This is a genomic window from Bacillus sp. PK3_68, assembly GCF_003600835.1.
Lineage (GTDB): Bacteria > Bacillota > Bacilli > Bacillales > Domibacillaceae > Pseudobacillus.
On sequence record NZ_NQYC01000001.1, the window covers coordinates 800,388 to 813,033 of the forward strand.

Sequence of the window (12,646 nt, forward strand, 5' to 3'; positions counted from 1 at the left end):
TCGTATAGAACCATGGATATTTGGATTACCGTTCCTGCAATTTTGGATTATTTGCGTTTGTTTTCTTATCTCTATTTCATTAATTGTTTGGTACATCGTTGAAGATAAAAGAGGTGAACTTGATTGAATACACTTATTTCTGTACTAGTCATCACCATATTTTTGATTGCCAACGGTTTAATTATTAAAAAATTCCATAAAAAACAAGATAGTTTTGAAGAATACGCAGTAGGTGGCCGATCGTTTCCTTGGATTCTAAGTTTGTTTGGCTTTTTAGGTGCCTTTTATGTTGGGTCTTTATATACAGGATCCATTGGATATTCTTCTAGTTTCGGTGTATATGCTCAATTTTCAGCTGTTTATGCTGTAGGGACAACGTTAACGATGTATATTATGGCTCGTCCTGTTTGGAAGTGGGGAAAAGAATATAATTTAGAGACGAATGCGGACTATGCTGAACTAAGGTATGATAGCAAACCGTTTGGCTTATTTATTGGAATTACAACGTTTTTATTTTGGGTTCCATGGCTCATTATTGAAATGCAAACCCTAGGTTACCTCGTATCCGCCGCCACTTATGGAGCTGTTCCTTTTAACCTTGGTTTATTCATTATTAGTGCCTTTGTTCTTATTTACTCCTTCCTTGGAGGCATGAGGGCAGGTACAATCGGCGATCTTTTTCAAGGGATATTTTTTACCTTTGTAGGAAGTGCAACCGTCATTTATCTCTTATACAAAGTGTATGGAGGGGTCACCCCAATGTTTGAAATGATGGCGGAGCAGCTACCTGATCATTTAATTATTAATGAGAAATTTGGGCTTTGGGCGTGGAGTTCGGCGATCATTACAGGGACCTTTGGTGGCATGATGAATCCAGGAATCTTCAATCGTTTATACATGTCTGATAGTGTTAAATCTGCTAAGAAGGCAGCCTTGGTCGTTCCAATTATTGGATCTATCTTTGTCATTTTAGTTATGTGGCTAGCATTAGGCGGAAGTTTATTGGATGGATATCCGAAGGATCCGCAGGAAGGTGGATTTTGGATTGCCAAAACTTATGGTGGTCCAGTTGTTTTGGGCCTAATGGGAATCTTTGCTTTATCAGCAAGTATGTCGACAATTAGCGCTATGTCTACAACCTCATCCATTATCATCGGCAAACATTTTACAAGTCAAAAATTAAGTCGCGATCAAAAGTTGAAATACTCAAAACTTTTCACATTAGCAATTGGGTTATTATGCATGGCCATTGCGACAATGGACCTTCCCATGGTTACGACTATTACTCTCTATGTATATGAATGCCTCGTTCAAGTCGCTCCCGCTCTTTTATTAGGAATGTACTGGAAACGGGCAAATAAATATGGAGCAGCAGTTGGGACAATAACTGGTATGGTGATTGTTTTATTAAAAGAACCCTTTCCGTGGCTCATTACGTGGGCAAATGGTGTATCAGCTGGATTACTTGGATTAGCAGTAAATCTAATTCTTTTTGTTACCATATCTCTTGTTACTCCGAAGCCTTCACATGTTAATGAACTTTTCAATGTATTAGATACACGTGCTACTATTCGAAATGGGAAGAAAACTGCTAGTGTGTCTTAAAAATTGAACTCTTGATCGTTCAGCGAATGAATATTTGGCATAGGATTTGCATTATTCATTATGAAACTAAAATCTTTGAAATGGAGTGATTCAAAATGTTGGTTCAACAAAAAGCTGATGTTATTTTATCAAGCGATGCTGTTTTTACTGGGCTCACGGATCAACCTCATCCAGCGGCTATTGCCATTATCGACAACAAAATTGCTGCAATTGGCTCAAAGGAAGATATCAAATCATTCATCGGCGAACATACACAGATTCATCAATACGGCGATCAATTAATTATGCCAGGGTTCCATGATTTCCATCTCCATATTATGATGGGAGGCCTTGCTTTAAATAGTGTAAACCTATTTAAAGCACGTTCAGAAGAAGAAACAGTACAAATGGTTGCTGATTATGCGAGGAAAAACCCAGACGACCCATGGATTATCGGGTTTAAATGGGATGCAGGCCGTTGGGACAACAATGGCTTACCCAGCCGTTCGTCATTAGATCAAGTAATTTCAGATCGACCGATTTTATTATTTTCTTTAGACAGTCATTACTCTTGGGTAAATAGTAAAGCGTTAGAGATAGCTAATATTACGAGGGATACAGGTGATCCTTCATACGGTTACATCGAAAAAGACATTCATGGCGAACCGACCGGAATCTTAGTTGAAAAAGCAACGGAATTAGTGGCTGACCATGCCTTTGACCTCTCACGAACAGATAAGAGAAACTTGCTGCAACATTTCTTACGACACGCAGCCAGCTATGGTGTCACCTCTGTTAATAATATGTATGGTGCAAATAGCAAACTGGATGATTTTAATATAATGAAAGAATTTGAAGAAAATGGAGAGCTGACTGCACGAATTCACTTATTCCCTGTTCTTGATGGAAGTCTCGAACAAGCGAAGCAGCTTCGCAAGCACTATGCCTCTGACAAACTGCGGGTATCCGGTTTAAAGCAATTTATAGACGGTGTTGTTTCTAACTCAACGGCTTATATGATTGAGCCCTATTCAGATGATCCAACAATGTGTGCAAGCCCAGCGTTCCCGCCTGAAACGATTAAAGAATGGGTCGCCGCAGCGGATAAAGAAGGATTTAGCGTTCGTTTTCACGCGATTGGAGATGCTGCCATTCGTTTAGCCTTAGATGCTTATGAAGGAGCACAAAAAGCAAATGGAGTAAGAGATTCCCGTCATTCCATTGAACACATTGAAGTCATTCACCCTGATGATATTCCACGCTTTCACAAATTGGGAGTGATGGCATCCATGCAGCCCGGTCTTCTTGCCAATACAGAACGCAACTTGTATGTTTCACGGATTGGAGAACAACGTTCGAAAAAGGCATTTGCCCTTCATTCATTACAAGAAGCTGGAGCGAAACTCGCCCTTTCAACAGATTTTCCGATTGATCCTTTAAATCCAATGCACCAAATTCATAAAGCTGTTACACGGATCGACAGTAGTGGCACAAACGCTTGGAATGCTGAAGAACGCATTACCTTGTCAGACGCATTAAAAGCATATACGCATGGATCTGCTTACGGTACCTTTAGAGAACATGAATTAGGAACGCTTGAGGTCGGAAAGTTAGCCGACATTGTCGTACTGGATCGAAATCTTTTCGAAGTGCCTGAAGAAGAAATTTTAAACACAGAAGCGATACTTACTGTAGCCGATGGAAAAGTAGTGTTCGATAAGAGCAAACATGCACAAGAGGTATAATCAGGCACTCTCATTGAATAATTCCCGAAAGTTTTTCCAGTCAAACATTAGAAAGAAATAGTTTACCAAGATAAATATTTTAAAACGAATGATAATTTCTCATTATTATGAAGTGATTTCTTACGTAAAGTATTGGGTTTTTCCCTATCATGATGGGGCATCCATATTGAATTATTTGAATAATAGATCAAAGAAAAGATTGATTTCAGGAGGAATAGAAGATGAGCGAAAAAATAACGATTGGATTAATTCAAATAAAATGCGGGACAAACATTGAGGAAAATGTTGAGTACTCAATGGAGAAAATTGAAGAAGCCGCACGTAGAGGGGCACAAATTATTTGCTTACAAGAACTTTTTAATGCGCAATACTTCCCTCAAACGGTGAACGTTGATCATTACAACCTTGCAGAGTCTGTAGGAAGCCCAACCCTCCAAAGGATGAGTGAACTTGCCAAAAAACTAGAGATTGTTCTTATTGTGCCATTTTATGAGAAAGCCGGACGCGGCGTTTATTTTAATAGTGCAGCCATTTTTGATGCAGACGGTTCTTATCTTGGAACCACTCGAAAAAATCATATTCCTGATGGGCCCCAATATCATGAGAAATATTACTTTATTCCAGGGAATACAGGCTATCCAGTCTATGAAACCCGTTATGGAAAAATCGGAGTCGGAATTTGCTGGGATGAATGGTTCCCAGAGGTTGCTCGAATCTTAGCTCTGCAAGGAGCCGATATTCTATTTTACCCTTCAGCGATTGGTTCAGAACCTGATCATCCTGAACTCTCAACTCATAGCGCTTGGGAAAAGGCAATTTCTGCCCATGGCATTTCGAACGGGGTGTTTGTAGCAGCGGTAAACCGTGTTGGGCAAGAAAAAGATATGAGTTTCTACGGCGGAAGTTTTGTAAGCAATCCGCTAGGAGAGATTTTACAGTCATTGGATGATAAAGAAGGAATTTTAATTCAAGAAATCGATAAACAAGACATAGACTCCACCCGAAACTTGCTTCAGTTTTTACGTGATCGCCGGACAGATACTTATGGTCTGATATTAGAAAAAGAAGCGCTTCAAAGGGCTAAAAAGATGCCTTCTCCTGAGTCAAACAACATTCTTGTACAAACGAAGTAGTCCGTTCCGTTTCATATCAAGTCGCCAAGAGACTTTCCCTTTGAATAAATTATGCTCTTCCACAACTGGGCACCCTTCTTCTTCAGATTAAGAGTATCAGCATATCCAAGATTTAAATAGTAGTTTCAAGTCAGTTGTCATGTACACCAGAAACATTTAGAAAAGGCTTTAATTTGTTTTTGAATGATAAAACCATATAATGCTTTTTCATTATCATTATATGGTTTTTCTTTATTCTACTAAGTCCACTCATTGTTAAATCCGCTATATCGAGAAAATTGCAACCCTGGAATTATCTTAAAACTCAGAACATTAATCAAGCGTATTTTTCTGTATTGAACGATAAGGAGGTGATGAAAAGAAGTCACATCCATCATCGTTAAAAGCATAAAACATTGAGAGGAAAATTATTTTATAAAGGAGAGTTTAGATGAAAAAGAACTATTGGTGCAACTTTAAGATGTTTTTTGTTGTTTTAAGTGTGTTTTTGATTAGCTTCTCCTCCTCCGCTTCTGCTAATAACGGAGAAAACAATAAGCTTATAATAGGAAATAACGGGTATTCGTTCCCTGCTGAATGGGAGAAGCAAAGTGCCGTATGGCTAGTGTGGGAATGGAATGAGTTTGGTGAGACGACTACTGATGAACAGCATAAAGTGACCGCTCAAATCATTGAAGCCCTGCATGCTCACAATGTAAAAGTGGAACTTATCCTTAAAACAGGAGGAGATTCCAAGGAAAAGGTTTTAACCTTCTTAAGGGCTTATAATGTGGATCCTAAGAAAATTAACTTTCGAGAATATGAGAGACCCTATGCATTTATTAGAGATTTTGGGCCACTGTTTCTGAAAAATAATGAAGGTAAAGCAATGATTGCAGACTTTGCTTTTGATTTTTATGGAACATGGGACAGAGAAACAGCACAGCCCATTGCCGATGTTCGCAAGGCAATGGCTCAAGAGTTAAACATCCCACTATTATCATCTGACTTTGTCGCAGAAGGTGGAGGCATAGAAGTAAATGGTGAGGGGGTAATGATGACCTATAAGGACACAGCACTTCAGCGCAACCCTGGGAAAACTCTTCAGGAAATCGAGAAGGAATACTTGAGGGTTTATGGGCAAAAGAAGATCATTTGGCTGGAGAGAAGTCCTCTATCTGATAAATTAACGCCTGATGGAAGTCCCATTATTGATAACTTCTTTGGAAATGGGGCCAATGGTCATGTGGATGAGGTGGCTAGATTTGTTGATCCACATACCGTTTTAGTGGCCCAAATTTCTGAGGAAGCACGCAACAGCAACAATTTAGAAAAAGAAGATTACGAAAGAATAGAAGAAGTAGTTCAGACGTTAAAACGCTCAACAGATGTAAATGGAAAGCCATTCAAGATTATTCGTGTCCCCTTTCCTGATTTAGAGCTGGTTTGGAATGAACATACTGTCCAAGAAGGAGATATCTATCCGCAATTCGGATTTAAACCTGGGGAGAAAGTGTATCAAATTCCGGCAGTAAGCTACCTGAACTTCTTAATCTCCAATGGTGTCGTCATTTCGGCGAAGTATTGGGAACCAGGAAAGCCAGAACAGTTGAAGCAATTAGATGAACAGTCTAAAGCTATACTTCAAAGAGCATTCCCTGGTCGCGAAATTGTCCAAATCAATCCAATTGAAATCAACTGGTGGGGCGGCGGTATTCACTGTATCACTCAACAGCAACCTGTGTATACACCTTAATAAGACTTTCTAAGCAAGAATAAAGTTATAGGGGAAAAACCATTGTTTAAATACAATTAATGATTCTGCGTGGTAGCATTCTTTCCGTTTATCAACGAAAGGGTTCGAAAGGGTCTGACTCCGACCCCCTGTTGATTGGAATGTAAAAGACTGCAGGTAAACTCAAGTTTCATGGAGTTTGTCTGCAGCCTGAAAGGATTCTACAGCGTAGAATCCTTTATTTTTAACTATATTAATTTCCGGTTAATGCCTTCGTATGTTCAAATACAACCTTTCCATCAACAATTGTTACCTGCACTTTCGTATCCGGTATGTCTTCGGTGGGTATGTCAAAAAGATTTTTCTCTAACACAACAATATCCGCCAGCTTCCCTGCCTCTAATGTCCCTAATTCCTGCTCTCTAAATGAGCCGTACGCAGGGCCGGCTGTGTAAGCTTTCAATGCTTCAGCAAGTGTGATGCGCTCATGCGGATGCCACACAGCTTCTCCGCTGCTGTCAATTCTCGTTACCGCACGGTAAATTTGTAAAAGCGGATTCAAGACATCAATGGGAAAATCCGTCCCAAACGCCAATTTCGCCCCGGCTTCTTGCAATGTCTTGATCGGAAACACATACTTTTCTCGCTCAGAACCAATCCGATCCGTGTACACCCCCCGCTCAGACATCGCAAAGTGATCCGGCTGCATGGACGCCGTCACGCCAAGCTCTTTGAAGCGCGGGATATCATCAGGGTGAATCACTTCGACATGTTCAACCGAATGGCGCGAATCCCGCTTGCCATTTGTCTTTTGCGCTTCCTCATAGGCATCTAAAGCCAGACGGATCGCTCCATCGCCAATTGCATGAAAGCGAATGCTAAATCCTTCTTTATCCGCTTCAACCACCCATTTTTTAAACGTTTCCGGAGGGAAGGATGCCTCTCCCCGAGTGTCGGGTTGGTCAGCATAAGGCTCAAGTAAATAAGCGGTGCGGGCGGTAATGACGCCATCAATAAATTGCTTCAGCCCCGATACACGAAGCTTATCCGATTGATACGTCTCCCGCAGTTGTTTCACATGCTCCAAATTGCCATTTAATGCAGGCCATAAATGAATGCGGGCGGTTAATTCTCCTTTTTCTTCAAATTCTTTGAATACATCATAATCATTAAGCATTTCCAATGCCTCTATTGCAAATAAGTCGTGAACGGCAGTTATTCCTAAGCTTGCGGCATGATTAAGGAAATTAGCGAACAGTTCCCGCTTTTGTTCTTTTGTAAAATTATAAGCATGACGGAATACTGCATCCATGGCTTTTTCGTACAACAGACCGTCGGGCTCTCCATTTTTGTCTTTGCTGATCATACCGTAAGAAGGATCCTCTGTATCTCGATTAATGTTAGCAATCTCTAAAGCTTTCGTATTCACCCATACGTAATGCCCTTCCGCATGGAACATCAGCGCTGGGCGATCCGGAAGAATGCGGTCCAATGAATAACGATTCGGCAATTGCTGGGTATCCCAGTATCCTGCATCCCAGGAATTGCCGATGATCCATGAATCTTCCGGCCGCGCTTCGGCAAATGTACGAATCATCTCTAATGCTTCTTCTTCAGAACGGGCTGAGAATAAATTAACACCGTTCATCGAAACAGCTCCATCCATCATATGAAGATGGAAGTCATGAAACCCCGGCATAATTAATTGGTCTTGAAATGGATAGACTTTCGTCCTTTCACCCGAATAAGATCTAATCTCCTCCTCCGAACCAATCGCAAGGATCTTATTATCCTTAATGGCAATGGAAGCTGGTTCCGGTTGATCGGAAAGCCCTGTAAATACTGCATTACTTGAAATAATCACATCAGCTAGTTGTTGACTCATTTTTAATCCATCCTTTTATCTATAATTGTGTACTCAGCTATTATTGCGCCTCTTCAAAAACTAGCTCGGGCGGGGGCTGCTTAAACATTTTCGTAAGATTAAGCAGGTACAAAAACCCTAACGTAAACCAAACTCCACCCAGTATTAGTGAATGAATATCTAATTTCACAAAAAATAATCCTGTAAGCGAAGCGCCAATTAACGGAATAATAAGGTACTGAATAGTCCCCTAAGGGATCTCTGTTTTTTTCGGATATAATAGTGTGCGATAACCGAAAGATTAACAAGGGTAAAAGTAAACAATGCCCCAAAGTTTATGAGAGATACAGCAAATGTAAGACTTAAGAACAGTGAACTGAAAGCAACACACCCTATGATTAATATGTTATATACAGGGGTGCGATGTTTAGGTGAAAGATGCCCAAATATTTTGGCAGGAAGTACCCGCTCACGTCCCATTGCATAAAGAATACGAGATGCACTTGTCCCTGATGCAATGGCAGAGGCAAAGCATGCCATAGTTCCTTCTGCAAGGATATAGCTTATTAAAAAGTTGCCGCCAATATACGCGGCAATGTCTATATAAGCAGCTTCCGGGTTTTTAAAAGATTGGTAGTCTGGCCAGACAAGCTGCAAAAAATAGGAACCGACGATATATAATGCCCCGCCAATGATTGTAATCAGATAAATGGCCTTAGGGATCGATTTTTTAGGGTTTTTCACTTCTTCTGATAGGGTTGTGACGGCATCAAATCCTAAAAAAGAAAAGCATAAAACAGGAATGATGGACATTACGTCAGATATATTCGCATTTGAATCCATAAACGGAAGGATCGAAAAAAGCGTTCCTGCTCCTTGACCGTTTAAAAGACCCTTTATCGAAAAGATAATGAATAAGGCGTACGTTCCAAATTGCATAAACAGAATAGCGGTACTAAATTTGGCAGCAACCGTTACACCAAGTACATTTATAGTTGTAACTATAACAATAAACATAATAATCCAAACATACATGGGAACGGAAGGGAAATAAGCATTCATAGCTATTCCTAGAAATAAAGAGCTAATCATTGGACTAAATATATAATCAAGTAAAATGGTCCAACCTACGAGAAAACCAACGTGAGGACTTATGGCCTTTTGTGTAAACGTGTAAGCAGCACCCGCCGTTGGATACGCTTTCACCATTTGTGCATAGCTATAGGCTGTAAATAACATAACGACTAGAGCAATGATATAAGCCGTTGTCATCATCCCGTTTGTGCTAGTGACAGCTACTCCATAGGTGGAGATCATAGTGGTGGGAGCCATAAAACTCAAACCAAAAAACACGATATACTTTAATGACAGGGTACGCTTAAGAGTTGGGGAATTTGCATTCATTAATCAATCCTCCTTTTTTTATTCATACACTACATCTTAATATTCTTACTTCCATTCATTTTTAGTAAGCAGATACTTCAGATGATCAAATTTTAATTTCCCAAACTCCCTCTCCAATTTCCTGCGAAGGTGTAGGAAGTGACACCCTGCGCTCTTTCAGATAGTGATACTGTTGTCTGCTCTCCTGGACAAGCGACAAGTCGATCGTTGCTGATAACACTTCTTCTTCGCATCCTGCTTCAGCAATTATCCGTCCATATGGATCAACGACAATGCTCCCTCCGCAAAACGTAATTTCCTCCAGCTCTCCAAGTCGATTTGTCAAAGCAACAAACATCTGGTTGTCTTGTGCTCTGGCTTGAACGGCAACACGATGTACTGGACCATCCCAATTTCCATCTGTCACTAACAATAGCTCTGTTCCCATGCTGGCAACTGCCCGGGCTGTTTCTGGATATTCTATATCGTAGCAAATGAGCAGCCCGACTTTTGTGTCTTGCCAGCCGCAGCTTCGGAAACAATTTCCAGGATTGACGACTGCCTCTTCCCCCACCCATAAATGAGTCTTACGATAAGAAAGCAACAATCCTGTCGGTCCCACTAGAATCGTGGTATTATAAATGTTTTCTCCTTCCTTTTCGTATAAGCCCACAACAATGGAAGTATTAGCTTCTCTTGCTTTACGTTCTAAATGTTTGACAAGAGGTCCATCCAAGGGCTCGGCTAATGTACGAGCAACCTCTGGAGAAGGAAACCCCATGATAAATGTCTCAGGAAACAAAATGAGGTCGTGAGAATGACCATACTTATTAACGACCTCATCCAAACGAGTAAGATTGTTTTCAACCTTCCCATCTTCACAAATGAGTTGTGCTAATGCGATAGTTACTTGATTCATAATAAAATCCTCCCTTTAACTGATGACAAAAATATTCCAAAAACACTAAACCGATTTTTGCATTATAAGAGCTTAGCCCCTAGTGATGCAAAAACACTTAATAAACCTCCTACTAGTAATATTTGCTCAGTTAATAACTTGCAAGAATAGTGCCAATGTTTAGATTACTTTAAAACCAGGTCATTATGTGAATATTCTAATGCAAAATTGAATTAACAACAGGAGGATTGATTTGTTTTTGCATTACAATTCATATATGAATTAATTCTCTGTTTCTAGCTTCCTTTCAATCGTTATTTGGCTTAAATGAAGATGCTCCCTATCCCACATATATTTTTTAGATGACGAGACTCCACTTTTTCAAGAAGTTCCTTTCATATTTTTCTATTCTCAGTCTTTTTGCAAAGTCTCGCCAGCAGCCCTATTGCTTCAGATAAATCGCTCAAGTTCCTAACTTCTGACTAAACCTCCTAGTTTATGTGTGTTCTCTGGCCGATCATAAGAAATTAACAGATCAATAGTTGCTTTCTTATTCAAGCACTGCTTCTCAGCCGTTCTTATTCCACGTCTTTGTGATTTCATAGCTAATCTGTTCTACGCCTGCATTTTCTATAGTATGAGTGGTCTGCTTTTGTTTGTTTATTTTCCGTTCTTTTGATAGGACAATTAACTCATTATTTCACTAATTCTCCGGCATGATCATACACTACTTTCCCATCAACAATTGTTACCTGCACCTTTGTATCGGGTATGTCTTCTGCAGGTAAGTCAAAGAGATTTTTCTCTAACACAACAATATCCGCTAGCTTCCCTGCTTCCAATGTTCCTAACTCTCCCTCTCTAAATGAACCATATGCAGGACCGGCTGTGTAAGCTTTCAATGCTTCGGCAAGTGTGATGCGCTCATGCGGATGCCAGACGGTTTCTCCGCTGCTGTCAATTCTTGTTACCGCCCGGTAAATTTGCAGAAGTGGGTTCAAAACATCGATGGGAAAATCCGTCCCAAAGGCCAAGTTTGCACCAGTTTCCTGCAATGTCTTGATCGGAAACACATACTTTTCACGCTCAAGGCCGATTCGATCGGTGTACACCCCCCGTTCAGACATCGCAAAGTGATCCGGCTGCATGGACGCCGTCACGCCAAGCTCTTTGAAACGCGGAATATCATCAGGGTGAATCACTTCGATATGCTCCACGGAATGCCGGGAATCCCGTTTGCCATTTGTCTTTTGCGCTTCCTCATAAGCATCTAAAGCCAGGCGGATCGCTCCGTCGCCAATGGCATGAAAGCGAACGCTAAACCCTTCTTTATCCGCTTCAACTACCCATTTTTTGATCGTTTCCGGAGGAAAAGACGCCTCTCCGCGTGTGTCAGGTTGGTCTGCATACGGTTCTATTAAATAAGCCGTACGGGCGGTAATCACGCCATCAATAAATTGCTTCAATCCCGATACACGAAGCTTGTCCGATTGATACGTCTCCCGCAGCCGTTTCACATGCTCCAAACTGCCATTTAATGCAGGCCATAAATGAATGCGGGCGCTTAATTCCCCTTTATCTTCAAATTCTTTGAAAACATCGAGAGATTCTATTGTTTTCAACCCGTGTAAATCGTGAACAGCCGTTATCCCTAAACTTGCTGCATGGGTTAAAAAATGAGAGAAAATTTTACTTCTATATTCATTTGAAAAATTAAATGCATGATGCACGACCGCATTCATTGCTTTTTCATATAAAATACCATCAGGTTCTCCCTCTTCATCCTTGCCGATTATGCCGTAAGAAGGGTTTTCTGTATTGCGGGTAATTTGGGCGATTTCTAACGCCTTCGAATTTACCCATGCGTAATGCCCTTCCGCATGAAACATGAGCGCTGGGCGATCCGGAAGAATACGGTCCAATGAATAACGATTCGGCAATTGCTGGGTATCCCAGTACCCTGCATCCCATGTAAACCCGATGACCCATGGATTTTCCGGATTTGATCGAGCAAATTCCTGGATCATTTCCAACGCTTCATCTTCTGAACGAGCCGCGAATAGATTCGCACTATTAAGGGAAACAGCTCCTTGCATAATATGAAGGTGAAAATCGTGGAATCCCGGCATAATTAGTTGATCTTTAAATTGATACACTTTTGTATTTTCACCCAAGTAAGCCTTTATCTCTTTCTCCGAACCAACCGCAAGGATTTTATTGTCCTTAATCGCAATGGACGCGGGTTCCGGTTGATCACAAAGCCCTGTAAATACAGCCTTACTTGAAATAATTACATCAGCTAGTTGTTGACTCATTCTTCATCAA

General features: G+C 40.7%; 8 protein-coding genes. 4 read left to right on the forward strand and 4 right to left on the reverse strand.

From position 1 onward, the window contains the following. Positions 1-123: 123 nt before the first annotated feature. From CJ483_RS04125 to CJ483_RS04140, 4 genes are all read left to right on the forward strand, one after another. Positions 124-1,605, forward strand: a complete 1,482-nt coding sequence (locus tag CJ483_RS04125; RefSeq protein WP_120032206.1) for a sodium:solute symporter family protein — start codon at positions 124-126, stop codon at positions 1,603-1,605. A 95-nt stretch (positions 1,606-1,700) separates the two neighbouring features. Beyond that, positions 1,701-3,329 (forward strand): amidohydrolase, encoded by a 1,629-nt coding sequence (locus CJ483_RS04130; RefSeq protein ID WP_259455563.1) that lies wholly within the window; start codon positions 1,701-1,703, stop codon positions 3,327-3,329. A gap of 221 nt (positions 3,330-3,550) precedes the next feature. Then, positions 3,551-4,462, forward strand: a complete 912-nt coding sequence (locus CJ483_RS04135; protein WP_120032208.1) for a carbon-nitrogen hydrolase — start codon at positions 3,551-3,553, stop codon at positions 4,460-4,462. A 430-nt stretch (positions 4,463-4,892) separates the two neighbouring features. Further along, positions 4,893-6,197, forward strand: coding sequence for an agmatine deiminase family protein (locus CJ483_RS04140; protein ID WP_120032210.1), 1,305 nt, complete (start codon positions 4,893-4,895; stop codon positions 6,195-6,197). Positions 6,198-6,429: 232 nt separating this feature from the next. Here CJ483_RS04140 and CJ483_RS04145 read toward each other — a convergent pair whose 3' ends face one another. From CJ483_RS04145 to CJ483_RS04160, 4 genes are all read right to left on the reverse strand, one after another. After that, complete coding sequence (locus CJ483_RS04145; RefSeq protein WP_120032212.1) at positions 6,430-8,061, reverse strand: amidohydrolase; 1,632 nt, start codon at positions 8,059-8,061, stop codon at positions 6,430-6,432. Positions 8,062-8,259: 198 nt separating this feature from the next. Continuing rightward, positions 8,260-9,444 (reverse strand): APC family permease, encoded by a 1,185-nt coding sequence (locus CJ483_RS04150; protein WP_342753675.1) that lies wholly within the window; start codon positions 9,442-9,444, stop codon positions 8,260-8,262. A gap of 85 nt (positions 9,445-9,529) precedes the next feature. After that, complete coding sequence (locus CJ483_RS04155) at positions 9,530-10,342, reverse strand: carbon-nitrogen hydrolase family protein (RefSeq protein ID WP_120032214.1); 813 nt, start codon at positions 10,340-10,342, stop codon at positions 9,530-9,532. A gap of 674 nt (positions 10,343-11,016) precedes the next feature. Further along, positions 11,017-12,636: an amidohydrolase gene (locus tag CJ483_RS04160; protein ID WP_120032216.1), complete on the reverse strand. Its 1,620-nt coding sequence runs from the start codon at positions 12,634-12,636 to the stop codon at positions 11,017-11,019. Positions 12,637-12,646 lie beyond the last annotated feature (10 nt).

What these genes read in the sequence shown, in the direction of transcription:
- CJ483_RS04130 (WP_259455563.1), top strand. Translation starts at nt 1,701, where the DNA reads ATGTTGGTTCAACAAAAAGCTGATGTTATTTTATCAAGCGATGCTGTT.
- CJ483_RS04135 (WP_120032208.1), top strand. Translation starts at nt 3,551, where the DNA reads ATGAGCGAAAAAATAACGATTGGATTAATTCAAATAAAATGCGGGACA.
- CJ483_RS04140 (WP_120032210.1), top strand. Translation starts at nt 4,893, where the DNA reads ATGAAAAAGAACTATTGGTGCAACTTTAAGATGTTTTTTGTTGTTTTA.
- CJ483_RS04145 (WP_120032212.1), bottom strand. Translation starts at nt 8,061, where the DNA reads ATGAGTCAACAACTAGCTGATGTGATTATTTCAAGTAATGCAGTATTT.
- CJ483_RS04150 (WP_342753675.1), bottom strand. Translation starts at nt 9,444, where the DNA reads ATGAATGCAAATTCCCCAACTCTTAAGCGTACCCTGTCATTAAAGTAT.
- CJ483_RS04155 (WP_120032214.1), bottom strand. Translation starts at nt 10,342, where the DNA reads ATGAATCAAGTAACTATCGCATTAGCACAACTCATTTGTGAAGATGGG.
- CJ483_RS04160 (WP_120032216.1), bottom strand. Translation starts at nt 12,636, where the DNA reads ATGAGTCAACAACTAGCTGATGTAATTATTTCAAGTAAGGCTGTATTT.